26 protein-coding genes are annotated in these 22,628 nt (G+C 38.4%); 1 reads left to right on the forward strand and 25 read right to left on the reverse strand.

The features are described 5' to 3' along the window. Positions 1 to 116 precede the first annotated feature (116 nt). From ACESSZ_RS11510 to ACESSZ_RS11595, 18 genes are all read right to left on the reverse strand, one after another. Positions 117 to 602 carry a deoxycytidylate deaminase gene (locus ACESSZ_RS11510; RefSeq protein ID WP_008688867.1) on the reverse strand — a complete coding sequence of 162 codons (486 nt, stop codon included), beginning with the start codon at positions 600 to 602 and terminating at the stop codon, positions 117 to 119. 5 nt (positions 603 to 607) lie between these two features. Further along, positions 608 to 1,852, reverse strand: coding sequence for a rhomboid family intramembrane serine protease (locus ACESSZ_RS11515; protein WP_331866808.1), 1,245 nt, complete (start codon positions 1,850 to 1,852; stop codon positions 608 to 610). Positions 1,853 to 1,856: 4 nt separating this feature from the next. Further along, a complete protein-coding gene (locus ACESSZ_RS11520) occupies positions 1,857 to 2,774 on the reverse strand; it encodes an RluA family pseudouridine synthase (protein WP_008688870.1) in 918 nt (305 codons plus the stop codon). Further along, positions 2,762 to 3,241, reverse strand: coding sequence for a signal peptidase II (gene lspA, locus ACESSZ_RS11525; RefSeq protein WP_008688872.1), 480 nt, complete (start codon positions 3,239 to 3,241; stop codon positions 2,762 to 2,764). Before lspA ends, ACESSZ_RS11520 begins: the two co-directional genes overlap by 13 nt. Before the next feature lie 421 nt (positions 3,242 to 3,662). Beyond that, positions 3,663 to 4,865, reverse strand: a complete 1,203-nt coding sequence (locus ACESSZ_RS11530; protein ID WP_230326883.1) for a DUF2812 domain-containing protein — start codon at positions 4,863 to 4,865, stop codon at positions 3,663 to 3,665. Then, entirely contained in the window at positions 4,862 to 5,191 is a 330-nt protein-coding gene (locus tag ACESSZ_RS11535) for a PadR family transcriptional regulator (RefSeq protein ID WP_008688877.1), read from the reverse strand. Before ACESSZ_RS11535 ends, ACESSZ_RS11530 begins: the two co-directional genes overlap by 4 nt. A gap of 92 nt (positions 5,192 to 5,283) precedes the next feature. Continuing rightward, complete coding sequence (locus tag ACESSZ_RS11540) at positions 5,284 to 5,841, reverse strand: GNAT family N-acetyltransferase (RefSeq protein ID WP_230326882.1); 558 nt, start codon at positions 5,839 to 5,841, stop codon at positions 5,284 to 5,286. A 107-nt stretch (positions 5,842 to 5,948) separates the two neighbouring features. Further along, positions 5,949 to 6,410, reverse strand: coding sequence for a hypothetical protein (locus ACESSZ_RS11545; RefSeq protein WP_331866806.1), 462 nt, complete (start codon positions 6,408 to 6,410; stop codon positions 5,949 to 5,951). A gap of 4 nt (positions 6,411 to 6,414) precedes the next feature. Next, positions 6,415 to 7,410: a DUF1700 domain-containing protein gene (locus tag ACESSZ_RS11550; protein WP_008688880.1), complete on the reverse strand. Its 996-nt coding sequence runs from the start codon at positions 7,408 to 7,410 to the stop codon at positions 6,415 to 6,417. Continuing rightward, entirely contained in the window at positions 7,397 to 7,732 is a 336-nt protein-coding gene (locus ACESSZ_RS11555) for a PadR family transcriptional regulator (protein WP_008688881.1), read from the reverse strand. The genes ACESSZ_RS11550 and ACESSZ_RS11555 overlap by 14 nt, the downstream gene beginning before the upstream one ends. Before the next feature lie 211 nt (positions 7,733 to 7,943). Then, positions 7,944 to 8,126 (reverse strand): hypothetical protein, encoded by a 183-nt coding sequence (locus tag ACESSZ_RS11560; RefSeq protein ID WP_257524838.1) that lies wholly within the window; start codon positions 8,124 to 8,126, stop codon positions 7,944 to 7,946. Between the two features lie 9 nt (positions 8,127 to 8,135). Next, the gene (locus ACESSZ_RS11565) at positions 8,136 to 8,369 is read right to left on the reverse strand and encodes a hypothetical protein (RefSeq protein ID WP_243642682.1); all 234 of its coding nucleotides are present in this window, start codon (positions 8,367 to 8,369) and stop codon (positions 8,136 to 8,138) included. 144 nt (positions 8,370 to 8,513) lie between these two features. Then, on the reverse strand, positions 8,514 to 9,029 hold the full coding sequence (locus ACESSZ_RS11570; RefSeq protein ID WP_008688883.1) for a dCTP deaminase/dUTPase family protein: 516 nt from the start codon (positions 9,027 to 9,029) through the stop codon (positions 8,514 to 8,516). A gap of 313 nt (positions 9,030 to 9,342) precedes the next feature. After that, positions 9,343 to 11,190: an ABC transporter ATP-binding protein gene (locus ACESSZ_RS11575; RefSeq protein ID WP_499842814.1), complete on the reverse strand. Its 1,848-nt coding sequence runs from the start codon at positions 11,188 to 11,190 to the stop codon at positions 9,343 to 9,345. After that, positions 11,165 to 12,970 carry an ABC transporter ATP-binding protein gene (locus ACESSZ_RS11580; RefSeq protein WP_270373474.1) on the reverse strand — a complete coding sequence of 602 codons (1,806 nt, stop codon included), beginning with the start codon at positions 12,968 to 12,970 and terminating at the stop codon, positions 11,165 to 11,167. Before ACESSZ_RS11580 ends, ACESSZ_RS11575 begins: the two co-directional genes overlap by 26 nt. A gap of 64 nt (positions 12,971 to 13,034) precedes the next feature. Beyond that, complete coding sequence (locus ACESSZ_RS11585; protein ID WP_008688889.1) at positions 13,035 to 13,301, reverse strand: TIGR03905 family TSCPD domain-containing protein; 267 nt, start codon at positions 13,299 to 13,301, stop codon at positions 13,035 to 13,037. Positions 13,302 to 13,318: 17 nt separating this feature from the next. Then, the gene (locus ACESSZ_RS11590) at positions 13,319 to 13,813 is read right to left on the reverse strand and encodes a Gx transporter family protein (RefSeq protein WP_017144630.1); all 495 of its coding nucleotides are present in this window, start codon (positions 13,811 to 13,813) and stop codon (positions 13,319 to 13,321) included. Beyond that, a complete protein-coding gene (locus ACESSZ_RS11595) occupies positions 13,813 to 14,193 on the reverse strand; it encodes a NusG domain II-containing protein (protein WP_008688891.1) in 381 nt (126 codons plus the stop codon). Before ACESSZ_RS11595 ends, ACESSZ_RS11590 begins: the two co-directional genes overlap by 1 nt. Before the next feature lie 155 nt (positions 14,194 to 14,348). On the opposite strand from ACESSZ_RS11595, the gene ACESSZ_RS11600 reads away from it, so the two are divergent. Continuing rightward, entirely contained in the window at positions 14,349 to 14,606 is a 258-nt protein-coding gene (locus ACESSZ_RS11600) for a hypothetical protein (RefSeq protein WP_008978999.1), read from the forward strand. A 53-nt stretch (positions 14,607 to 14,659) separates the two neighbouring features. Here ACESSZ_RS11600 and ACESSZ_RS11605 read toward each other — a convergent pair whose 3' ends face one another. From ACESSZ_RS11605 to ACESSZ_RS11635, 7 genes are all read right to left on the reverse strand, one after another. Further along, a complete protein-coding gene (locus tag ACESSZ_RS11605) occupies positions 14,660 to 15,079 on the reverse strand; it encodes an FMN-binding protein (protein WP_008688893.1) in 420 nt (139 codons plus the stop codon). Between the two features lie 190 nt (positions 15,080 to 15,269). Further along, positions 15,270 to 15,689 (reverse strand): hypothetical protein, encoded by a 420-nt coding sequence (locus ACESSZ_RS11610; RefSeq protein WP_008688894.1) that lies wholly within the window; start codon positions 15,687 to 15,689, stop codon positions 15,270 to 15,272. Positions 15,690 to 15,892: 203 nt separating this feature from the next. Then, positions 15,893 to 17,374, reverse strand: a complete 1,482-nt coding sequence (gene glpK / locus ACESSZ_RS11615; RefSeq protein ID WP_008978997.1) for a glycerol kinase GlpK — start codon at positions 17,372 to 17,374, stop codon at positions 15,893 to 15,895. Positions 17,375 to 17,468: 94 nt separating this feature from the next. Continuing rightward, positions 17,469 to 20,066 (reverse strand): FtsX-like permease family protein, encoded by a 2,598-nt coding sequence (locus tag ACESSZ_RS11620; RefSeq protein ID WP_331866802.1) that lies wholly within the window; start codon positions 20,064 to 20,066, stop codon positions 17,469 to 17,471. Further along, positions 20,063 to 20,746 (reverse strand): ABC transporter ATP-binding protein, encoded by a 684-nt coding sequence (locus ACESSZ_RS11625; protein WP_331866801.1) that lies wholly within the window; start codon positions 20,744 to 20,746, stop codon positions 20,063 to 20,065. The genes ACESSZ_RS11620 and ACESSZ_RS11625 overlap by 4 nt, the downstream gene beginning before the upstream one ends. Before the next feature lie 90 nt (positions 20,747 to 20,836). Then, a complete protein-coding gene (locus ACESSZ_RS11630; protein WP_008688898.1) occupies positions 20,837 to 21,835 on the reverse strand; it encodes a sensor histidine kinase in 999 nt (332 codons plus the stop codon). After that, entirely contained in the window at positions 21,832 to 22,509 is a 678-nt protein-coding gene (locus tag ACESSZ_RS11635) for a response regulator transcription factor (RefSeq protein WP_331866800.1), read from the reverse strand. Before ACESSZ_RS11635 ends, ACESSZ_RS11630 begins: the two co-directional genes overlap by 4 nt. Positions 22,510 to 22,628: the final 119 nt, after the last annotated feature.

The following is a 22,628-nucleotide window of genomic DNA, read 5'->3' on the forward strand; positions in this document are numbered from 1 at the left end:
GCAAGTCGCTCTTGGGTTCGTCGATAACTACGCCCCGAGGGATTTTCACCCTAGATATGTGGCATGCCCGCCACACAAAAAAAACGTGACTTATCATCACGTTTCTTTAAATACCTTTATTCGTTTTCCTCTTTTTGCACCTGCATCTGTATACGATATGGCAACTGATATAATTCCACTCCAGCAGCTCGCAACATCCGTTTGCTGGCAATGGTCGCATCGGTATCCGCATATTTATCGGATTCATAAACAATGCGGCTGATTCCGCTTTGAATGATTGCTTTTGCACATTCATTACATGGGAATAAAGATACATAAATGCTACAGCCACGCAAATCATTTTTACTATTCAGAATAGCGTTTAATTCCGCATGAACGACATAAGGATACTTAGTAGCACCAAAGTCTCCTTCCCGATCCCAGGGAAATTCATCATCACTACATCCATTAGGAAAGCCATTATAACCAATGCTTACAACGCGATGTTCGCCGCTGACAATCACAGCGCCAACTTGTGTGCTGGGATCTTTGCTACGCATAGCACTCAAATGTGCCAAACCCATAAAATACTCATCCCAACTTAATACGTCCATTCTTTTCATAACCATTACTCCAATCTATATTGTTTATTATAACACGACTTTAAATACCGTGCATAGCCATCCATAGGTGTATGTGTAAAGATTTGAATAATTTCTTGGTCCATCTCCGGCTGCAATGGTGTTACCGTTTGAATGGAAAGCCCTAGCACACATAAACTCACAAATAATAAAGAGGTAGCTGCTTTCGCATGTGTGCGTAATTTTGGCCATTTTTTATTTTTAACAAAAGACATTGTTATGACCATACCAAACACCATCCCCCCCAGATTTCCTAAAAAGGACATGCCCGGCAGTAACCAGACAAATATATCGAACAGCAGAACCTTCAAAACCATATAACGTATCATTGGCAAATGATAGCTGCCATTCCCGAAAACACTTGCAATATAAGCCCCACTAATGCCCCAGATACCTGAACTGATGCCATAAGCGATAGCATTGCCATTGCCAATCAACATACAGACATAACCAGTGAAAATAGAACCGATCAATACCGCAAGATATTGTCCTTTAGTAAACAATGGTTCACACAGTTTTCCTGTTTGATATAACGCATACATGGAAAATAACAAAACAATGATATCTGCATGTAAAAAGCCAGCGCTTAATAAACGCCAATATTCATGTGCCGCGACCACATTCATCTTATAATACGCACCCGCGGCAATCCATGAAGCGATACTGCCCTTTGTAGCCATACTGATGATATAATTAACAAGCGCATATAGCACACAAAAAGCCATGACCGTAATCGTGATATCCGGACGCAAGGAACGCTTGACTTTCGCAATGAACTTTTTTTGTTGAAGAATTTGGGTTTCTTCTATTGAACGTGCCAACCGTGCCATTTCTTCTTTAGGATCTTCTACATCGTGCACAACCTCCGCCAGATTGCGAAACGTTTGTAAGATCATAATATCACTGACACTATGAGGGCCAACACGAATCTGTTTTATAAAAGGATTATCCAATAAGAAACAATCCGGACATGTATTCAATAAAAGAAGATGTCCTTCGCGATGAATCATATCTAATATCTTACGATGTACATTACGCAGATAGGCAATATTTTCATCTACTTTTTCCATACGCTGTGAGCTGATGCGAATCACTGGATACTGTTCCTGTTTTGGATTAGCCAGCCACAGATCTTCTTTATACTGATCCACGCGCACAACTTGATATTGATATGCCGTAATCAGATAATGCATGATCTGATAAGCATAAATATCATATTTGGAAATCTCCATATCCTCACCTCTGTTGACTGCGCAGTTCTTCTAAAATGTCCGCGAACTGTTTAGGAAGTTCTGCTTCAACTGTTATTTTCTCATTCGTTGTAGGATGAACAAAGGTCAATTGATGGGCATGTAATAGCTGTCCTTGTGTTTGCATAGTTTTACGATATGAGTATTTCTCATCACCGACAACCGGATGCTTAATGTATTGCATGTGGACACGTATTTGATGTGTTCTACCTGTTTCTAATCGGCATTCCACAAGTGTATAGTGGGCAAAACGCTCTATGACCTTAAAATGGGTACGAGCATCCTTGGCATTGGTGGCCGTTACTGCCATTTTCTGGCGATCCTTCACATCTCTTCCAATCGGTGCATCAATCGTACCAAAATCATGTTCAATAACGCCATGAACAAGCGCATAATACAGACGATTTACCGTTTTATTTTGAAGCTGCTTACTTAAAGCTGTATGTGCTTTATCATTTTTGGCGACAATCAATAGCCCTGTTGTATCCTTATCGATACGATGGACAATACCGGGGCGCAAGACACCATTTATACCGGATAAATCTTTACAATGATACAGCAATCCATTGACTAATGTTCCCGTCTGATTGCCTACTGCCGGATGAACGACCATACCTTTTGGCTTATTGATGACAATTACATCATGGTCTTCATAACGAATATCCAAATCCATCTGTTCAGGTTTCGCTTCCATTTCTATCTCATCACAAAATACTGCCGTTATATGATCTTTAGGTTTTATTTTGTAATTTGCCTTACAAGCATTACCATTCACACAGACAATGCCCTCTTGCAACAGCTGCTGAACACGGCTACGTGACAAATCATCTTCCTTTTCACTAATATATTTATCAATGCGTTGAAAAGCCTCTTCTTCTGTTACGATTACATCTATTTCTCGCATTTTTTCACACCTCCAAAACGCTCCTCTAAAAAGACAGATACCAGAATCAAAAAGACTCCGACGCACAATGCGATATCGGCCACATTAAATACAGGAAAATCATATCCTAAGATTACAAAGTCTAAGAAATCACGTACATGCTGGAAACATAGGCGGTCAATAAAATTCCCAAGAGTACCTGCCATCATTAAGACTAATCCATACTTTGTTAACGCATCCTTTTTCTCCGCACAATAATAGAAATATCCCATCACAATGAGAGCAATGACTGTCACAATCATGAAAAATCCCATTTTCCCTTCAAACATGCTCCAAGCTGCCCCCGTATTATGCAAATACGTAATACGGAAAAATCCCGGAATCAACGTTATACTATCTCCTATCTGCATATTTATATCAAGTAGCCATTTGCTAAGCTGATCTAACAATACGACACTTACAAACAGCAAAATATGTTTCACTTTCATCTTTTTCACCCTTCTTGCTTATTCAAGCGCAATCGAAATTATTATACCAAGATTTACGCAGTCATACAAATAGTTAACTTGTTTTTCTTACATTTTTTATGTAAAACAATATAAAAAGCGAATATGCAGCATGTAAATAAGGAACATGAAAAAGAATATTCGTGCTTTTAATATGAATAACTTGAAAAAAGCTGCCTGTCAGCAGCTTTTATGATACTTTTTACAAAAGAATGGTAAATCGGTAATTAGGAAAGTTTATAAATAAGGAGGATGAACTGACACGTTCATTCGTTAGGAAATCTTTTATAAAAAGCATTTCGCAGATTTAGTATTAAATCTTGTCTATACTATAACATGATGTTACATACTTTTCAAGTATTTTTTACATTATTTTGCATTTTATTTCTGAAACAAATTTACATTAGCCACTTTTCTTTTCAGCTTCCGCAAACAATGCTTGCACAAATTCATTTGATAGTTCTTTTTGTTCTTCACTATACGTATAAACGATGAAATCACCTTTTACATAAATTGCAGTATCTGCATTCTTATATATTTGCATATCCCCTAGCTGTTCTTTCTGCAAATGTGGTGCATCTGCACCTAATTGATCTAAAATATCTTTACGAACATCTTCTTTCCATAAACTATGCTCAAGCAGATACAAACGAGTCAGCCATGTTTTCTCTTGTGCCATAAAACTACTTTCTTTTTGCGAAAAAATAATGGAATTATCCGTCAATGTCATACCTGGCTCATATTGATATCCCTGCTCTACCATATACTCTTTCACCATCGTGTTCATTGCCTCTAAGGTTGTGTTCGCACGTGCTTTATAATAAGCAGAGATAAGATTGCTGCCCATTAACACACAAGTGAGAATAAGAGCAAACAATGCCGCGAATATGCGTGACAAACGTTTTCCAGAAGCTTCCCATAGCGATTTTAATAAAAGCAGTAAGCTTACTAAAATAAGTATGCTGCAAAAGACAACTATTGGTAAAAAAAGAAGCAACGTACAAAGGAAAGCACATGTACATAAGATTACAAAATAGGATCGCAGCTGTATGCTCCACAAGGTAAAGGACGTTTTTTTAAACATTCGCCATTGAATAAAAGGATAACTTACACTCAACCAGATCATGCCAATTAATATCTGTGTAAAACCGACGCTCATTAAACTAATCCTGTATACAACGTGATCATAATACTGGAAAACACTTAGCAAGCCGATGATGATCCAAAGCAAACCAACTATAAGATTTCCCCAATTCATCCATCTTCCTGCTTTGTTCAATTGTTGATATGTTATTTCATCATCACCACGGATTGGTATTTCCATATCCTCATCACTGCCAAAAACACTCAACAAACTGTTTCCGGCAACATACGCATAGCCATATTCTTCAATCATATCGTGAAACTGCGCATTCTTGCTTGCATCACGGCTCATATTAAAGTCAACATAATATGTATGCTTGGGCTGTTTTTTCTTAGTGAAGATAAAAATATAGCCAAATATGGAATCTAATGCCCAACCTTTTTTTGCCATCTGGCGTAAGTAGGTTTCTAATACCTTATATTCACAAATATTGAAATACAAAAAAGCATAGCGAGTTTTCATAAGGAATCTCCTTTCTGCAACTTTAAACCAATTTCTCCTTCTTTTAGCATTGTCTCTAGACGCTGATGTTCTTCCATCAGCATCACTTTTCCTTTCTCGGTAATCTGATAAATACGTTTACGCCCTTCCAGCATGACTTCATCAATCAGCTCTTCACTTTCAAACTTTGATAAAATAGCATACAGTGTACCGGGAACTAAACGGACACGCCCTTGTGTTAAATCTCTTACAAATTCTGTGATTTCAATACCGCATTTTGGTGTCATTAACGCAATCAGTGTATAATACATCGGTTCCGTTAATGTATCCAACTGTTTCTTCGGCATGTTCTCACCTCCAATATCGTTTAACGATATTCCCTTCATTTTTAGTATAATATCGTTAAACGATATTGTCAACCAAAAAAAAGCAGAACGTCTCATGTTCTGCTCTTGCATTCTGCTTGATATAATCTTAGATATTCCTGTTTTAAGATGCGCATCATGATAAAATCATGATATTTGAAATCATAATAATAGCTTTCTTCATAGATGCCTTCCTGTTGAAAACCAACCCGTTTATAAAATTGTAAGGCTTCTGTGTTGAAATCAACGACACCGATTGCCAAACGATGCAAATGAAGATAGCCAAAGGCATATGCAAACATCAATTCCACAACTTGCTTTCCATAGCCTTTATGTTGCTGGGCAGCATCGGGAAGGATGATAGAAAAATCACTGCAACCATTATCCGGATCCATCCGCAAAAAGCCGGTTTCTCCAATCACTTCATCGCTATCTTTTTTCACCACGCTAAACCAGATACTGTCACTTCGCTGCTTGTTTAAACTTTGCTGTATTTGCAACAAGCTTTTACTGCGTTTTTCTCCGATCTTCCCACGCGTAAGTGCATCGTTATTCCAAGTATAAAAGAAAGCTGCATCTTCCTCTTGCTGAGGTCGTAGGTAAATATCTTTATGTTCAAGAAATTTTGTCATGTTCATAGGTCCTTTCTTCATTTCTTTTTATGTTACCTATGATCGTACAGTGCTCCTCATCTCAATACCTCCTCGTCTTTTTTTTATTTCATACGCTATGAACATTTTTAATTCTGGTAAAATTGCAAATGTTTCCGTGTCGCTTCATTGCATGTGATGCGAATTGCAAAGCAAGCATCAAAACTGTAAATTTCATGCTTTTTCAAACCATCAATGACCTTTTGAAAAGTTTCCCATCCCTCATGAAAGGATGTAATATGCGCATGATCGGCATAACTGAAATACAAAGAAGTTCGTTCATTGCGAAATGCAATCGTTTCTGCATACTTCAGTTGGATGACGTTGTCTTTTACCGTATCATCAATATGAATATCATAAGACATACCATCGTCAAAATACAGTTTTACATCTTCCTTGCCAATGGTGATTTCATCACTCAATGAATTTTGTTCAATTTCCTCGCTACTTGCATCAACAAAACGAAAATCACGTAATTCAAAGATTAACGTAGTGACACCCGCAGCTAATAATGTCATCCCAATGATAAAGGATACTAGAAAACGTTTCATTTCATTACCCCCTTTTCCATAATACACGATACATGGCAGTAAGGAAGGCACTTACTAAAATAATACCACCGATAACGATGAAGTAAGCGCCAAACAAGGTCAGTCCTTCTAAACTTAAGATGACCATTGCGCCAAGGGCACAACATAATCCCACCATGATACCGATGACTGGTATCATCATCAAACAGAAGAAAATTTTCATAAGCACAGAAACCAGACTGCCAACGCCTTCACCTATACTATCACTTTCCCGATGAACGGATTGATATTGATCTTGTTCAAATTCAGCTTGTTCTTTGTCCTCTTGTTTCTGATAAGGATGTTCTTGATACTGTTCTTTCTGATAACTAGCATCTTTTGTTTCATCATAGATGGTGTCTTGGGCATGTGAGCGATTCATTTTATGCACACTATCTTTAAAATCATCAAAGACTGATTTACTATTAGGATTTTTTTGACGGTAACGTTGTACACGTTTGCCAATCAGATTAACGAAAACAACAATAAACAGTACAATATAAGCAATGCTGATGATCAATTCCCAAATATGTGCTAATACATTACCTATTCCAAAGCCAATCAATGAATGTAAGAGTTCATAACCTAAACTTGATACCAAAGCAAACGGAATACGTAAAATAAGCAATAAAATTAAAATCGTTAATATTTCAAAAACCAAACGTACAACATCTTCAACATCTAAGGATGTAAATGATCCTAAGAAACGTTGGAAGCCTTCAAACAAATCATCCATAAAGCTGTTAAACTTATGATCAAAACTGTTATTCACTTGTTTGGTATTGATTTTATAAGCATCCAGAATTTCATTCACCAATTCATCAATATCCCCAAAATCTTCAATTGCCTCAGCTTCCGTTTTCCCTTCCTGTACCTTCATTTCAATATGCGTGCGATATTCATCTATGATATCTCTGCGTTCGCGTTCATTAATGACCTGTAGTTTACGGTCTAAAATGCGAAGAAACTCATCTTTCGTCATACGTTTCACTCTCCTTAATAAAGTTATTCACGGTTTCATGGAAGGCATTCCACTCTTTAAGCAATAATCTTCCACGTTCTTTTCCTAAGCTTGTGATGCGATAATATTTGCGCGGAGGTCCTTCGCTCGATTCTACCAGATATGTTTCAAAGTAATGTTCATTGGTCAAACGTTTTAACAAAGGATAGATTGTTCCTTCATTAACATCTATTACCTTGCTGACCTCAGATACCAATTCATAGCCATACATGTCTTTTTTATAAACCGACAATAAGACGATCAGTTCCAATACCCCTTTCTTAAACTGGGTGTTCACTGGCATCACCTCCTACTATTATGATATACCTACTACTTGGTATTGTCAAATACTAAATTTAATTTAATACTAAGTATTACCTATAAGTAAAGAACTATGACAATAGTGAGTACACATATTTAAAAAGAAAAAAAGGAAGTAAAAAATCATTGATGGATGATTTTAAACTTCCTATTTGTCTGTGATTGAGTAAAATCGTTACAATTTTCTAAGAACTTTACTTTTTACTAAAATACCAGCATGCTTCTATTTGATCATCAAAAGTTTCAAAATCCCAAAGGACATTGCTGCGAATAATGCTGTTAGGATCCTTTACTTTGATTTTTCCTTTTTCAATACCGCTTAACACAATGTAATGCCCATTTGTTGTGAACACACCTTTTCCCATACTACAGTTAATAGGATATCCTTATCTTAAACGTAAATAAATACTACCTTTATCCGTACCCATAACATGTGCCTTCACTCCAAAAGCACTACCGCCTTCACTAATCAAATCCCAACTACTGCCAATGCCATTCACATAATAATGATGTTTTTGGGCATACTGGGCAACCGTATACGGCGTGATATCCGTTCTACTCGTTAAACCTGCTATCACCATCGTTAAAGCAGTATCTTCATGAGGTTTCTCATACTGCACTGCCTTTCTGCTTCTTATGTAAAAATTAATGTTGCGGTATTTGCCTAAAATTTACCTTTTTTCATCTTGTAATACAAGTCTAGCCTTTTTTATACCTAAACTACCATATTCAATAAAAAAACAACAGATATGCTTACCTGCTGCTTATTGTGTATTGGTACTACCAAAGCCTCCATTACGTTTTGCTGCGACCTCATCATCCTCTGTAATACCAAATGGCAAGAAGATTCCCTGTAAAAATCCTTCTCCTTGTTTCATATACAAGGTTTTATCTTCCTTAGCATCATTGGTTATTTTCGCGAAAATATGTCCTTCATTATCTGAATAAAAATAATCGCTATCTACGATACCAACGGTATTGTTTAATTGCAGACGATATTTAAACCCCAGCGAACTTCTTGGATATAAAGATAAAACCCATCCTTCCTGCATTTCAGCACGTATTCCTGTTGGAATCTTAATCGTTTCCCTAGGATGTAGGGTGAAACTGATAGGAGCATAAAAATCATAGCCGGCAGAACCTGCTGTTGCTCGTTGTGGTAGCCTTAACGTGTCATAGATATTCTGAATTTCAACACTGTTACTGCCAGCAAAGGTGTCTTTCCAGTCCTTTTCAAATTGTTGAAAGCTTACTTTATGAAATTTCGCAATTCTTTGCATAGTCCTCTCACCTCATATTTTTACGTCTTAAATTATAACATACCTTGCGCTTGCTGTCAGTCAAAAAAGCATTCTAGCGCCTTGTTTGATAACGCAAAATGATACAATTTTATGATACTATATGATTCAAAAATTCAAAATAATCATTTGCTTCCTCATGGATATTGGCTTCTTTTGTAGCTTCCACCGTAATCCATGTGCTTTCATAATCAAGGATAATGAGAGGCAAGTGCTATCTTTAAATCCTTTGATTGTTATAATACTTCACGCAAAAAAGTCGTTTCTGCTACAAAACAGCAACGACTTTTATATTTTAGGTAGCCAAGCTATCCTCTCTATGAAGCAATACACGCTCTTTCTCTTCTTGGTATTGAACGGTATATAGTTTATGATAGTGTCCTCGCAGTGCCATTAATTCCGCATGGGTGCCCTGCTCAATGATGCGACCATGGGACAAGACAACAATGATGTCCGCATGCACAATGGTCGATAAACGATGGGCAACAACAAAACTGGTACGTTTTTCTAATAGCTTTGTTATCGCATGTTGGATGGCTTTTTCACTTTCTGTGTCAATAGAACTAGTGGCTTCATCAAGAATGACAATACTTGGATTAGCCAAGATAGCTCTGGCAAAACTAATCAATTGCTTTTGTCCGGTCGATAATAAATCGCCGCCTTCCCCCACCTGACTTTCATAGCCTTTTTCCATCTTCATGATAAATTCATGGGCATGGATTTGTTTTGCAACAGCAATCACTTCGGCATCGCTTGCTTCCGGTCGGCCATAGCGAATATTATCAGCAATCGTTCCTGAGAATAAATTCGGTGTCTGCAACACATATCCGATGTGAGAATGCAGCCAGCCAACGCTGCGGTCGCGATAATCATGACCATCAATAGCAATATAGCCTTCCTTCGGTTCATAAAAACGACAAAGCAAATTCACAATCGTACTTTTCCCCGAGCCGGTTTCCCCGACAAGGGCTACCATCTGCCCTTGTTTTACCTCTAAATTAAAGTCCTTTAAGATGGGCTCATTTGGAAGATAAGCAAAACTCACATGATGAAAAGCTACATCTCCTAACAATGGTTCATACGCTTCTTTATGCTCATCCAACAACGTTCCATAAATCTTTCTGACGCTTTCTTTATCCTGTATCGCAATTGGTTCTTCTAACAAAGCAACGACACGTTCCGCACTGGCTTGTGCCATTTGAATTTCTGCCAAGACTCTGGCAATTTGTTTCAACGGATCAAAAAATAATTGAGCATAATTGATAAACATCGCTAAGGTACCAAACTGAATCGTATGCAATAAAACCTGCTGTCCACCGATATAAAGCAGCATAGCGATCACTAAAGCACTGCATAAATATACGACAGGTTGAAAGATAGCATTGATACGCAAGGCAGACATGCTGTAACGTTTCATATCCGCTGTCTTTGTTTGAAATTCGCGAAAGTTCTGTTCTTCAATTGCCAAGGTCTTCGTTGTCTGCGCACCGTTAATGCCTTCGGCAAAAGCGGCTGTTATCTTGGAATTCGCTTTTCTAGACAATCGCTGTGCCTTTAATATCCTTCTTTGAAAATATAGTGATATTAGCCATAATAGCGGCACCATGATCAATACCGCTAAGGCCATTTGCCAATTCACGATCAGCATGACGATACTAATACCAATCATCACAAAAATGCCCCATACCACATCGACAAAAGCCCAAGCTAACGTTTCAGCTAAACGGGCCGTATCGGAAGTAATTCTTGCCATCAACCAGCCATTGGCTGTTTTATCAAAATAAGAAAAGGTTTGGTTTTGCAGCTTTTCAAAACAAAGCAGCCGCAACTGCTTTCCATAATCGCTTTCAACTCTTGCCGCAAAACGAAAGAAAAGATAAACTAACAGACATTGCAGGATGATCATGGCGGCATAGATTGCTATAAAATTGCCTAAACCTGCGGCACTATGCGCATCATCGACATACGTATTGATGGCATGACGATTTAACATGGGCATGATGACATCGCTGATAGCCAAGGCGATATTAAATAGGATTAAGAAAACTAAATGTTTTTTATGCTTCCATAAGAGCTGAAACACATATTTCCATGTATGCGCATCAAACACATCACTTTTAAATTCTTGTTCTTTCATCTCCATCGCTTTCACCTCCTTCATTTTGCAATTCATAAATACGTTTATAAAGACCTTCTTGTTGGATAAGCTGGGCATGCGTTCCCTGCTGTGTGATTTGACCATCCTCTAACACAATGATGAAATCTGCTTTTTTCGCAGAAGAAATACGATGGGTAATCATCAGCATGGTGAGTTCCTGCTGATAATCATCTAAAGCCTCTTGAATCATGCGATCGGTTTGTGTGTCCAAAGCAGAAAGGGAATCATCGAGGATGATGATGGGACTTTTCGCCAACAAGCAACGGGCAATGGCAACACGTTGTTTCTGTCCCCCGGATAAGGTAACACCTTTTTCCCCTACCATGGTTTCATAGCCTTCATCAAACTGTTCGATATCCTTATGGATACTTGCCATACTGGCAGCCTTATGCACATCACTGTGGCTTGCTTTTTCCGATGCTACATGAATATTTTCATAGATTGTTTTGGAAAACAAGAATGGCTCCTGTAAAACAATCTGAACATGACGACGCAGCCAGTTCTTAGAAATATCCTTTAATTCCACACCATCAATGCGAATGCTTCCTTCATGGTATGCATAGATACCGCTTAATAGCTGCACCAAGGAAGATTTACCACTTCCGGTAGGTCCCATGATGGCAACCCGACTGCCTTTTGGTATTGTAAAACTGATATCCTTTAAGGTATCCTGCGCGCCATCTGCATAGCGAAAGCTTACATGCTCAAATTGAATGTTACCATGAATTTCGGGCGTATAACCACTGACAAGATCTTCACATGGCTCTTCCAATACTTCCTGCACACGTTTCACAGAAACACTCACCTTACCTAAATCAGATAAGATACGTCCAAGCTGTCGAAGTGGCCAAACAATGGTAGATTCATACATTAAAAAGACAAAGAACGTACCGGTCGTGATTTCTCCTTGCAAAGCCATGAAGATACCTCCAGCAATCATCAAGAGGATCTGCAGCTGTCCTAATAAATCAGTACTGCTCCAAAATAATGCAAGTGCATGCATCAAATCAAAATATTTTTTGGCGAATGCTTCATTGCTGGATGAAAATTTAGCAATCTCTCGTTTTTCCTGATGAAATGCTTTTACAACACGAACACCATTGAGATTTTCCTGCAACACTGTCGTCATTGTACTTTCCGCCAAGTCACACTCTAAAAAGATCTTCTTAGCTTTTGAAAAGAAGATATAACTGGCTAACAGAATAAAAGGAATCAAACAAATCGACAATAAGGTTAGTTTTACACTGCGACGAAATAAGATCAACGCAGCAATGGTCGCATTTAAAATAGCAAACAACATCTCGGATAGCTGGGTCGCAAAAAAGCGGCGAATGGTTTCAATATCAGAAGTGCTGCGCTGTATCAAGTCACCGCTGTCACGGCTTTTATGATAGGCAAAAGGCAGTTTTTGCAAATGATCATACATAGCGTTACGAATATTTAAAGCCAGTGTTTCTGCCACGTTGCCACTATGCAAACTGCGTCGATTGATAGCAAGCGCAACGATGATGTAAGCTGCCACGATCATACAAGACCAAATCCACAAATTATCCTGCAACACCTGCATACCCCCAAAAGCATTCACTAGATTTTGCAGAAACCCATTGTCAAATGGTACTCCCTGAATCACATTATCTACTACAAAGGATATTAGCAAAGGTGCTAGCAACATACACAATGCATAAAATGCCACATCCACTACCAATAACAATAGTTGATAACGATAAGGACGCATATACGTCCATAAAAATTTTATAGTTTTCATTTTCTCACCCCTTCGTGTATAAAAAAACAGGCGTCATGTGCCTGTCATGGTTAAAGGTTTCTTGTTAAATATCCATATTGTGCTGCTTTGCATATGCCTGCAAAGCCGTCGCAATCTGATCTGGACATGAGGTCGCCTTCATGCCACAGCGCACTCCATGGAAAGCCTCCATAACTTCACTGATCTTTTTATCTTTCAAAATGCGGGAAATTCCCAGTAAATTGCCGGCACAGCCACCAACGATCTTAACGTCACGAATAATATCGCCATCCATGGTAAATGTCATTTGCTGTGAGCATACTCCCTTTGGTCTATATACAAATGTTTCCATCTTTATGTCCTCCTTTTTTACCTTTGTAATCGTATTAACACTTGATTAGCAAGCAATGCCATACATAAGCCGGTTGGTATACCAAGCAAAATTAAGACAGGCAGAATGGCCTGCATAAAAAATTGCTGATATATATACGTAATCGCGATGACTTGTCCAATAGCATGAAAACTACTGCCGGCGACACTGACACCATAAATGCTCATCGGTGTATACCGCTTTGCGATAATGCATGCAACACAGCTTAATAACGTTCCACACAGGGACAACCAAAAACCTGTCCCAAATAGCACACCTCGCAATAAAGATGCCAATAAAACACGCATCAGATTTACTTCCAACATGACTTTTTCATCAAACAAGTACAAGGCTATCAAACCGACGATATTCGCTAAGCCCAGCTTAAAACCTGGAATAGGAACTGGAATGGGTATCATCGATTCAATCATGTGAAATAAGATGCTGATAGCAATCAACATGGTAATAGTCGTCATTTTCTTAGTTTTGCTCATCATTGAATCACCGTATCTATGTCTGCTTCCTCATCAGATGCAGAACGTATCTCTACAACAATATTATTCGGCAGACAGACGATTGGACGATTAACGTCATCCACCCATCCTTGGATAGAACAAAGATGATAAGGGGATGTTTCTTTTTCCACCCGCACTTTTTCATCCTTTACTTCTACCTTTACAGGTCCTAATGTACCTTTTACTTCATATACATGATCTAATGACAAACGTTTTTGTAATACCACTTTATCTTTATAACTGACGACGACTTCTTTCACGCTGCCTTGATTCTGATAGGCATACCATAACGAAGGGACATACAACAAGCATGAAATTACTACGATGAGTCCAATAAATATCTTATCTGCTTTGTTCATAAATTCCTCCATTATTTTATATTATACTCATAAGATTTCACATTTGCAATCGCTTTTTGTACAGCTGTTTATGATTATCATCGTATAGATTGCCCTTAATAGACTGTACCATTCTAAATAACGCTTAAAAATGATGCAGAATATGTAGGTAGAACATGGATAAAAAAGAAAATCACTTATTATATATCAAATCATCCTATGAAATTCCTTTTATTGAATTCCTTTATCACATATTCAATAAATTAAAACCATCCAGTAATGAATATAAAGACACAGCTTCCTATTACGTGTATGAAAACTCTTATTTTAATGACTATCCTTATGCCGGGAAATATAATCTAAATAGTGAAACAGTAACTTTAAATTCCGGCGATGTCATCGTTATTGCGAATGCCAGAATCAATAAGAAATAAACTTCCATGCTTGAAAAAAGTGATGCCCTATACAGATATAGGAGCATCACTTTTTATTTAGCATTTGCCTTAGCATCGGCGATTGCTTTTACAAACCCTTCAACACTAATGGTGCAGCCGCTGATAACATCTGCGTTAGCTGCCTTTCCATTATCTTTTAATTCCAACTTTTCAATACCATGTTTAGCTACGTAGTTTTCAAAGAATTTCACTTGTTCATTCCATTCTTTGCCAATACCGCTTGCTGTTTTCATATGATAGTCAGCGCCAAGTTCTTTTTTTGTCTTGTCTTTGTCTTTCGCGGTTTCATCAATGGAAACCTTACTGATTTTACCATCTTTTAAAGTTACTTTAGCCGTTGTCGTTTCCCCATTTGCATTTGTATAAGTTCCTGTTCCCTCTTTCTGCTCGCTTTTTGCACAACCGCTCAACAGCATGCATACACCAAGCAGTAACACTGTTATTTTTTTCATTCTTTCGCATCCTTTCTGCTTAATTTTAGTGTTACCGCTTTTTGTGCAACCATACATCCTGCCATATGTGCTACTACCATAAAACTATAAACCTAGGCATTGTTTTAGTTTACGCATAAAGATAACATTATGAATTCGTTAAAAAAACAGATAGTCCAGTTTTATGAGAACTGTACTATCTGTCGGTTGTTTATTTCTTTGCTGCAGCTTCTGCATCTTTAGCTGCTTGCATCAGATTTGTGATGTTGATGGTGCATCCTGCCAATACATCGTCATTTTTAGGGTAGCCTTGATCTGTTAATTCGACCTTATCGATACCGTTTTTAACAATGTACTTTTCCAAGTATTCTACCTGTTCATTCCATTCTTTTTTGATTTTGCTGTGTGGCTTCATGTTGTAGTTAGCACCAAGCTCTTTTTTTGATTTGCCATCCTTTGTCTCATCTAATGTAATAGACTCAACTGCATCGCCTTTTACTGTGATTTTAGCACTTGCATAATCACCTTTGGCATCTTTTGCTGTTTCGGCAGATCCCGTTTTTGCTTCTTCGCTGCTACCGCACGCCGTCAGCATAAACAATGCTGCCAGTAATACTGTCAGTTTTTTCATGTTCATTATCTCCTTTTCTCTTTCTGGTAAATCGTTCATTACGACTTAGAAGAAATATTCCCTCTTTACCAAAGATATTTTAACAAAGGTAAGGATATACGTCAATTGATTTACTAACATTTTCACAAGCAAAAATTACCATTTTCTTGTATGTCGTGATGACCCTGTGATTTTATCTTTTGCAAATTGCTTGCCGCAGTTATTTAAAACTCCATAATCGCATGGACTGCTCGCTTCCAGCCGTTTAAATGAGCAATGCGGTTTTCTTCCTCCATCATCGGTTCAAAAATGCTGGCAACTTGAAATTGCTTACGGATATCATCCTGATGTTTCCAAACACCGACGGCTAAACCTGCCAGATAAGCCGCTCCTAATGCGGTCGTTTCACTGATGGTTGAACGAATTACTTGCGTATTTAGAATATCACTTTGAAATTGTAAGAGGAAATCATTACGACTAGCACCGCCATCTACCTGCATCTTTTTAATGGCTAAACCACTGTCCTCTTGCATAGCAAATACGACATCACTGGTTTGATAAGCTAAAGATTCTATGGTTGCACGTATGATATGCTCTTGCTTTGTGCCTCTGGTTAATCCTAAGATGCCCCCTTTTACCTGTGGCTTCCAATAAGGCGCACCTAACCCGGTAAAGGAAGGCACTACATAAACACCATCACAATCATTTACTTGCTTGGCTCTGCTTTCACTTTCACTGCTGCTGGAAATGATAGCCAAACCATCTCTTAGCCACTGAATAGCAGCTCCGGCCACAAACACGCTACCTTCTAAAACATAAGCGGTTTGCCCCTTAATACGCCAGCCTACACATGTTAACAGGCCATGCTGAGAATGGATAATTTTCTCCTTCGTATTCATAAGCAGGAAACATCCGGTACCATACGTATTCTTCACATTACCCGCATCAAAACAAGTCTGACCAAATAAAGCTGCCTGCTGATCGCCAACCAAAGCCGCAATCGGAATCGGATGATCAAATAATCCACTGGTATAGCCATAGACTTCACTGGTATCATGAATTTCCGGTAACATGCATCTTGGAATGTTCCACAGTTTTAACAATTCTTCATCATAATCCAAAGTTTTTAAATTCATTAACATCGTTCGTGATGCATTCGACACATCACTCATATGCTTTGCCCCTTGGCTCAGTTTCCACAACAACCATGTATCCATCGTCCCAAACAGCAGTTCACCACGTTCTGCCCTTTCCTGAGCCCCCGCAACATGATCTAAGATAAAACGAATCTTACTGGCAGAAAAATACGGATCTAACAATAATCCCGTCTTTTCCTTGATCATTTCTTCTAAGCCTTGGGCTTTGAATGCTTCACAATAAGAATCGCTTTGCCGAGATTGCCATACAATGGCAAAATAGATGGGCTGCCCGCTTTCCTTATCCCAGACAACGGTTGTTTCTCTTTGATTTGTGATACCGATTGCCGCAATTTGCGTATCTTTGATACCTGTTTTTGCCAATACCTCAAACATGACCCCTACCGTACTTGCCCAAATATCATTCGCATTCTGTTCTACCCAACCAGGATGAGGATAGTAATTTTCCAATTCCTTTTGAGCAATTCCAATGATATTGCTTTGCTGATCAAAAAGGATGGCTCTGGTACTGGTTGTTCCTTGATCAATTGCCATAACATAATTTTGCATAACCTTGCCTCCTGCATCGTTACTCTTATTATACCATTGCCGCTACCCGTTTTCCATTCCTGAAAAAAACGGTCTTCCTCAACCGTTTTTTACCTTAGATACTTTCCTGTCGTATCGTTTCGATGATATTTTCCTGCTCACTTCTTTTAATAGAGAAGAACATGATTAAGATCAATAATAGGAACAACACGAAAATCGTGATACCAATTCCCAACCATGGAATATAGAGCTTATTTTCAAAACTTAAAGAAAAAGTTTTTGATAAGATTACCATGATCAAAAAGGCGATAGGAAGTCCATACAAACATGTCTTGAAACCATAAAAGATACTTTCATAACCAATCATACGATGAAACTGTTTTTTTGTCATGCCGATGGATTTCAACATTGCGAATTCTCTTCTTCTTAACTGCATGCTAGTAGCTATCGTGTTGATGATATTGGTAATAGAAACTAAAATCAATAAACCGACAAAGCTATAAAGAAATAAGGAGATTACTAAGCTTAAACTTTTTGTTTTTTCATTATCTTTGGCAACATTATTTACATACATATTCATTGTTTGCTGTTTGATTAGCTCATCTTGTAATTCATTTGGATGCGTGCTTTGATAAAAAATTTCACAGAAATCCAATATCACCCCATCTTTTTTATCAAGCGCGACATGTAATGCATTCACCGTGTCAAAGGACGTAATCAAATAGCTTGTCGGATATGCATTTGCCGCCTCCAGAAAGGTCGGTGTCTGCTGTGTCACCTTTTCAATATACACCGGATGTTCAAAGGTCTGTACCGGTAAACTTTCCGGTATTTCATCCGCATCTTTACCCTCATAGGCCTCATAAGGATCTCCCTTTTTTTGAAAACTGCCAGGAAATAAACTGCCTTTTTCCACTTGAAACCAATTGACATGTTTTAGCGCATAGGCATCTTTTAGTGGAGCATTCACTAAGATCATCCCTTGATGCGCTTTTAGTTTTTTCATATCAACACCGACTTGTTTACAATACGCTTTTAATTCTTCATCCTGTAATCCGTAAATTTCAAGGTGTGAAAGGTTGCTTTCTTTAAAATTGGTATCAATATCGGCAATTTTTTCATATTTTTGTAACACCTTTTTTGCTTCTTTGCTAAGATAGCTGCCATCTTTTACATTTAAACCACTGTGTAATACGATTGTCGCATGGTCTGCATACCGCATGTTTTTATAGGAAGCCAGAGCTGCTTCCTCATATGGTTGATAAGGCGATTCATCATCCGTATTGTTTTGAATGCTTAAACGAACATCAGCATTGGTTTGCATGTGCATCAAGATCGTGGATTGCACAAGTCCCATCAAGGTGATGGCACTAAGAAATAAAACCATACAAATGATAAACGATAACAACGTTGCACGATAACGGAAAGGATTGCGCTTCATGTTTTTCATTGCAAAAGTACCTTCAAAGCCAAACAATCTTTGTGTGATACGGCTTACTTTAACATCCTTTTTACGTATGCGTACATCACTATTCTGACGTATTGCCGTAACTGCCGAAATATGGGAAGCTCTCCTTGCCGGTAACCAGGATGAAAAAAGCAATAGTACAATGGTAAACATAACGATTATTAACAGAATCTGCCAGTTCACCACAACTTTTAAATCCAGATCAGAAGAACTGGATGAACGTATGAGGCCGTCAAACAAATGAAAGGCAATAGCATCCCCGCCGATTCCTAAGCATAAACCAATCGGTAAGGCAATACATCCGATGACGAAAGCCTCAAAGCGTACTGAGCGTTTTTTCTGTTTTCGCGTCGCTCCAACGCTGGATAACATACCTAAATATCTGGTTCTCTCACTTAATGATATGGCAAATGCATTATAAATCAGAGAGCCTCCGCCTAATAAGATCAAAGTGGCCATGATACTGCCTGCAATCAACATCGTTTTCATAAACTCTGAATCGGTAATTTCATAAAACTGCAGCAGGTCATAATTGGTATTGCTACCATATTCTGTATGCAGTTGGCTTTGAATGCGTGCTATTTTATCCTCTTTATGCCGCAAAGAGTCCAAGCAGAGATAGGCGGATAAGTTATTCTTATGCAAAGCTTCTTGTTGTGTATCATAGGCCACAATGGTGTTCATATAGCCTACATCATCCCACCAGCTTTTGATTACACCGCTAATGCGATAGTCTTGTTGCTGTTTGGTTTGCCAATGCTGCTTTGGATAATCGCCAATGCGTAAAGTAATAGGATCACCAATCGCTTTCTCATATTTTTTAAGAAATTGCTCACTGACTAAAATTTCATGTGCATTGCTAGGATAGCTTCCTTGAATCAATGCATTGCCTTTTAACGCTAAGTCTTTTTCTTTTACACCATTTATCTGAATGGTAGTCTGCATTTCTGCATTGTCATCCTTTGTTCCATATCGTGCTTTATCCGCATAGGTAATGGCAACTTGTGCAACATCTTGATTTGCTTGCAGCCTTTGAACATCCGATGAAGATATCTCATTAAAGCTATAATGATAAAAGCCATTGCGTGCGATTACACCTTCGATCATGGCACTGCGATATGAAGTCATCATGGTCGCAATTGCGGATAGCATCGCGATACAAAGCACAACTCCGAAGATGGTAATTCTAGTTCTTCTGCGATTGCGCCGCATGCTTTCCAAAGTGACGCGATATTCTACCTTCATCGCCGTATCACCTCGTCTTTGACAATCTTACCATCCTCTATTTGCAAGATGCGATCTGCCTGCAGGGCAATACTTTCATCATGCGTAATCATGATCAGCGTCTGTTTTTGTTCTCGATGCAGCTGTTTTAATAACCCGACAATTTCTTCGCTGTTCTTACGATCGAGATTTCCTGTTGGCTCATCCGCTAAAACGACAGCCGGTGATGCCATGATGGCACGGCAGATAGATACGCGCTGCTGCTGTCCTCCTGATAATTGATTGGGCAAATAATTTAAACGATCCTGCAAACCGAGTTGCTGTACCAATTTCTGAAAGTAATCTTCATTTACTTTTCGCTGATCCAACAACAAAGGCAAAGTAATATTTTCTTTCACATTCAATACCGGAATCAGGTTATAAAACTGATAGATAAGGCCAATCTGACGACGTCGAAAAATAGCCAATCCATCTTCATCCATCTGATACATCGCATTACCATCTAAGATTACCTGACCACTTGTCGGACGATCCCCACCGCCAAGAATATGCAGCAGCGTAGACTTACCTGAGCCACTTGGGCCAACAATTGCCACAAATTCTCCTTTTTCTACCGTAAAAGAAACATCATCCAATGCCTTTACCTGCGTTTCTTTCGCCCCATAAATTTTACTTACATGCTCTACCTTTAACAATTCCATATGTATTTCCTCCTACGCTTAAGTATAAGCGAAAGAAATGACAGCTTCATGACAATATGTCTTACAATTCTGTCATGAAACTGCCTGCTTTTATTTATAAAAGCGAATCAAAAACCGTGTACCTTTTCCTACTTCACTTTCTGCTTCAATCGTCGCATGATTATGCATAAGAATTGCTTTAGCTAAAGATAAGCCTATACCCACACTGTCTTGACCAGCATTTTCCCCTTTGTAAAACCGTTCAAAGATATGCGCTAAATCACATGTAGCAATGCCACAGCCATCATCCTCGATCACAAGGAAGGTATAAAGAGGTGTATTCTTGCAGCTGATGCAGATATGACCGTTTTCAGAAGTATGCTCCATACAATTTTTCACGATATTTACAATGGCTTCCTTAATCCAATTGCGATCAACAGTAAAATGAATATCCGTTGCGCACTGTATCGTACAAGTGATGTTTTTTAGCTCCATGCCTATTAAAAGTGGTTCTATGCTTTCTTCAAGCAACGTATGGGCAACAACATCAACTGGTTCAAAGATAATCGCATTCGCATCAATCTTTGAAAGCTTAAGTAAGGTCGCAATCAGCCATTCGATTCGCTGCAGTTGATGCTGCATCTGTTGCTGGAACTGTTTACGCTTAATCAATGGCAGATCTTCTTGTGCTAATAAATCGTTCATGACGATCATTGAGGTTAAAGGTGTCTTTAGCTGATGCGAAATATTACTTAAGGTATCCGCCAGAAATGTCTTATCTTTCTCTAGCAATTCCTTTTGTTGTTTCAAGATACTGGTAATCTTATAAATATCACTTTTTAATATGCTAAGCTCTCCTTCTTCATAATCGCGTATATCCAACAGCTCATTGCCTTCATATACTGCCTGCAGATATGTGGATAATGCTGTGATATGTGCATAGCGCTGTTTTTGATACCATAAGAAAATAGCTAGAAAACCACCGGCTTGGAAAAATAAGAGAAGCAAGATTGGAATGTTCCAAAGTAAGCTTAAAACATACAATAATAAGCTGTATAAAACACAGCTCAACACGCTTCTTCGTATTTCTTTATTGCGTAATAGTTTCATGATCCTTTCTCCATCCGATACCCGCGTCCTCTGATTGTTTTAATAATTTCCGGTTCTGCAGCATCTTTTTCCAACTTTTCACGTAAACGTTTGATATATACACTCAACGTATTATCATTCACAAAATCACCGGCGACATCCCATATGCCTTCCAATAGCTGACTACGCGATAAGACTTGTCCCTGATGATTAACAAACACCATCAATAAGCGATATTCCAACGCTGTTAAGAATACTTCACTGCCTTCACGATATACTTTCCCTTCTCTGATGTGGATTTCCAGATGCTGTATCTGCACAATGTCTAAAGCATCCTTTTGATAACGGCGTAAAACTGACTTTATGCGGCTTAACAATTCTTTGATGCGAAATGGCTTTGTGACATAATCATCCCCGCCAAGATCTAAGCCCATCACAACATTGACTTCATCATCTAAAGCAGTTAAGAAAATAACAGGTACATCATGTAGATGCTTGGCTTGTTTACATATGGTATAGCCATCACCATCCGGCAAACTGACATCTAGTAATAATAGGTCAAATACTTGTGCTTCCAGAAAACCCAAGGCGGCTTTTTGAGAAACGCAATGTATGACCTCATAGCCTTCTTTTTCTAAAGAATATACTAGACCTAAGGCAATTGCCTGATCATCTTCAACAAATAAAATTTTCATAAGACACCCTGCTTTCTACTTGATGGTAGGACACTGATAACATAACGTTCTTTCATTTCTTCTATTATACAAAAAAAAGCATCCTTTCGTCTATGTGAAACAAAAGGATGACGAAACTG

Origin of the sequence: Eubacterium sp. 3_1_31 (assembly GCF_964249515.1) — a bacterium.
In the GTDB taxonomy this organism is placed as follows: Bacteria; Bacillota_I; Bacilli_A; order Erysipelotrichales; family Erysipelotrichaceae; genus Longicatena; species Longicatena caecimuris.

Bases quoted from the DNA above. Each gene is read 5' to 3' on its own strand.
- ACESSZ_RS11510 (WP_008688867.1), bottom strand. From the start codon at position 602: ATGAAAAGAATGGACGTATTAAGTTGGGATGAGTATTTTATGGGTTTG.
- ACESSZ_RS11515 (WP_331866808.1), bottom strand. From the start codon at position 1,852: ATGGAGATTTCCAAATATGATATTTATGCTTATCAGATCATGCATTAT.
- ACESSZ_RS11520 (WP_008688870.1), bottom strand. From the start codon at position 2,774: ATGCGAGAAATAGATGTAATCGTAACAGAAGAAGAGGCTTTTCAACGC.
- lspA (WP_008688872.1), bottom strand. From the start codon at position 3,241: ATGAAAGTGAAACATATTTTGCTGTTTGTAAGTGTCGTATTGTTAGAT.
- ACESSZ_RS11530 (WP_230326883.1), bottom strand. From the start codon at position 4,865: ATGAAAACTCGCTATGCTTTTTTGTATTTCAATATTTGTGAATATAAG.
- ACESSZ_RS11535 (WP_008688877.1), bottom strand. From the start codon at position 5,191: ATGCCGAAGAAACAGTTGGATACATTAACGGAACCGATGTATTATACA.
- ACESSZ_RS11540 (WP_230326882.1), bottom strand. From the start codon at position 5,841: ATGACAAAATTTCTTGAACATAAAGATATTTACCTACGACCTCAGCAA.
- ACESSZ_RS11545 (WP_331866806.1), bottom strand. From the start codon at position 6,410: ATGAAACGTTTTCTAGTATCCTTTATCATTGGGATGACATTATTAGCT.
- ACESSZ_RS11550 (WP_008688880.1), bottom strand. From the start codon at position 7,410: ATGACGAAAGATGAGTTTCTTCGCATTTTAGACCGTAAACTACAGGTC.
- ACESSZ_RS11555 (WP_008688881.1), bottom strand. From the start codon at position 7,732: ATGCCAGTGAACACCCAGTTTAAGAAAGGGGTATTGGAACTGATCGTC.
- ACESSZ_RS11570 (WP_008688883.1), bottom strand. From the start codon at position 9,029: ATGCAAAGAATTGCGAAATTTCATAAAGTAAGCTTTCAACAATTTGAA.
- ACESSZ_RS11575 (WP_499842814.1), bottom strand. From the start codon at position 11,190: ATGGAGATGAAAGAACAAGAATTTAAAAGTGATGTGTTTGATGCGCAT.
- ACESSZ_RS11580 (WP_270373474.1), bottom strand. From the start codon at position 12,970: ATGAAAACTATAAAATTTTTATGGACGTATATGCGTCCTTATCGTTAT.
- ACESSZ_RS11585 (WP_008688889.1), bottom strand. From the start codon at position 13,301: ATGGAAACATTTGTATATAGACCAAAGGGAGTATGCTCACAGCAAATG.
- ACESSZ_RS11590 (WP_017144630.1), bottom strand. From the start codon at position 13,813: ATGAGCAAAACTAAGAAAATGACGACTATTACCATGTTGATTGCTATC.
- ACESSZ_RS11595 (WP_008688891.1), bottom strand. From the start codon at position 14,193: ATGAACAAAGCAGATAAGATATTTATTGGACTCATCGTAGTAATTTCA.
- ACESSZ_RS11600 (WP_008978999.1), top strand. From the start codon at position 14,349: ATGGATAAAAAAGAAAATCACTTATTATATATCAAATCATCCTATGAA.
- ACESSZ_RS11605 (WP_008688893.1), bottom strand. From the start codon at position 15,079: ATGAAAAAAATAACAGTGTTACTGCTTGGTGTATGCATGCTGTTGAGC.
- ACESSZ_RS11610 (WP_008688894.1), bottom strand. From the start codon at position 15,689: ATGAAAAAACTGACAGTATTACTGGCAGCATTGTTTATGCTGACGGCG.
- glpK (WP_008978997.1), bottom strand. From the start codon at position 17,374: ATGCAAAATTATGTTATGGCAATTGATCAAGGAACAACCAGTACCAGA.
- ACESSZ_RS11620 (WP_331866802.1), bottom strand. From the start codon at position 20,066: ATGAAGGTAGAATATCGCGTCACTTTGGAAAGCATGCGGCGCAATCGC.
- ACESSZ_RS11625 (WP_331866801.1), bottom strand. From the start codon at position 20,746: ATGGAATTGTTAAAGGTAGAGCATGTAAGTAAAATTTATGGGGCGAAA.
- ACESSZ_RS11630 (WP_008688898.1), bottom strand. From the start codon at position 21,835: ATGAAACTATTACGCAATAAAGAAATACGAAGAAGCGTGTTGAGCTGT.
- ACESSZ_RS11635 (WP_331866800.1), bottom strand. From the start codon at position 22,509: ATGAAAATTTTATTTGTTGAAGATGATCAGGCAATTGCCTTAGGTCTA.